This window comes from Cobetia sp. (genome assembly GCF_983723665.1).
Map to the genome: position 1 here is coordinate 10,970 of NZ_CFDJES010000077.1, position 1,665 is coordinate 12,634.

At 63.2% G+C, this 1,665-nt stretch carries 2 protein-coding genes; both read right to left on the minus strand.

The features are described 5' to 3' along the window. On the minus strand, positions 1 to 241 hold a 241-nt coding region (locus tag AC4FAH_RS09320), incomplete at its 3' end, for an acyl-CoA thioesterase (protein WP_490245941.1). 131 nt (positions 242 to 372) lie between these two features. Then, positions 373 to 1,473, minus strand: a complete 1,101-nt coding sequence (locus AC4FAH_RS09325; protein WP_225347141.1) for a YHYH protein — start codon at positions 1,471 to 1,473, stop codon at positions 373 to 375. Positions 1,474 to 1,665: the final 192 nt, after the last annotated feature.

Here is a 1,665-nt window from a genome sequence, read left to right on the forward strand (position 1 = left end):
GCGCGGCCAGATCGAGATGCGCGAGCATGAACTCCCAGCGCCCTTCCTCATAGAACTCCAGATAGCGGGCATTGTTGACGTGCCCATAGCCATCCAGATGATAACCACGCACCGTCAGGGTCGTGCGACTGACGACGCCTGCGTGATTGCCGACGTCTGTGTGAGTGCCGACGTCTGTGCGAGTGCCGACATCTGTGTAAGAGCCGACCGCTGCCTGCGGTGGATTGCTGTCGTGTTGCATCCCTGCCTCCCGTCCGTGAAACGATCGCGCCGTATGGCCATCGTCAGCTGATCTTATGCCGGTGACGGACAGAAAAACAAACGCTTGGCTGAATGATGGCACCTGCCCTGCTCGCCATCCCTACAAGGCGGCTACTCGCCGGGCGGACCCTGCGGTGGCCTCTCGCCGCCCTCCTCGTCGAGGAAGTGCCCCTTCTCGCCCATGAAGCAGCCGAAGATCTGGTTAACCCCCGGCGCCAAGGCGTGATAGTGATAGCCACGCACCGGGTCCGTCTCGCCGCCACACTCATCCAGGTCAGCGGGAACATTGCCGTCGTTGTCCTCTCTGGCATAGATGGCATAGCCATCCAGCGCATAGCCGATCATCGGCGAATGGCCATCTTCCTGAATGCCGATCTCGGAGCAGCCAGTGGCGGTGTGATAGTGATAGCCCTCATGCGGATTGGCATGCGCGCCACAATCATCGAGCACCCCCAGGGTGTGAGAGCTCAGGATCAGCTCCAGCGGCGCCGGCGGGCCGAACAGCACGCCATTGAGCGCCACGCCGGTGTTGGAGCGGCCGGCAAGCGAGGTCGGCTCGGCGGCCGGCACCGGCACCTCGGGAATCACGGCAGTCTTCTCGATGCCACCGCCCAGCTCATCCAGCGGACACTCGAGACAGAAGTTGTCGAAGCCCTCGATGGGGTTCGGGTTCCCCGCCACCTCGCAGCCACGCGCGCCATCGATCACGGTGATCTCGCCCGTGTTGACGTCGTACATCTGCCACTCCTTGTCCTTGTAGAGAGTGGCCAGATTCTTGATGAACTCGCCGTCCACCTGATAGAGGGTGCCCTCGCCATCCATCCAGGTGCCGCCTTCCTGCTCACCGGAGTGGATATTGGGCGGGCAGAAAGGCCCCTCCGGCGAGGTTTGCGGGTCCGCGGGCGCACCGGCCACGCGGAACTGATAGCAGGTCGTCTGCGTGCCGCCGCTCAGGGTGCAGTCGACGGTCTCGACCTCACCGACGATCGCGCCCTCGGCAAACACCTCAGGTTCCAGCCCGAGCGCCGCAGGGGCAGATTCGCCGTCAGCGGCTGCCTCTTTCGTGACCGTTGCACTGGTCTCGGCCGCGCTGGCCGCCTTGTCGTGGGCGTCATGCTCCCCGCTGCAGCCGAACAGCAGCAGGGTCAGCGCCGCCAGCGTCAGTGGTCGTGTCCGTTTCAGCGCGCTCGCGCCTGAAGCTCTGCTCTTCACAAAAGCCTCCACAACCGTCTCCTCAGCAGTCCCCACAGCAGTCTCCACAACAACGTCGTCGATCACTCTGCTGCCCTCCGCGTCTCAAGTCTGATGGTCTATGCCTATAGGTCGATGCCTGCTATTCGATATCTACTGGTCGATGCCTGCTGATCGATATCTGTCGGGCGATACCGCAAACCGCCAGACCGC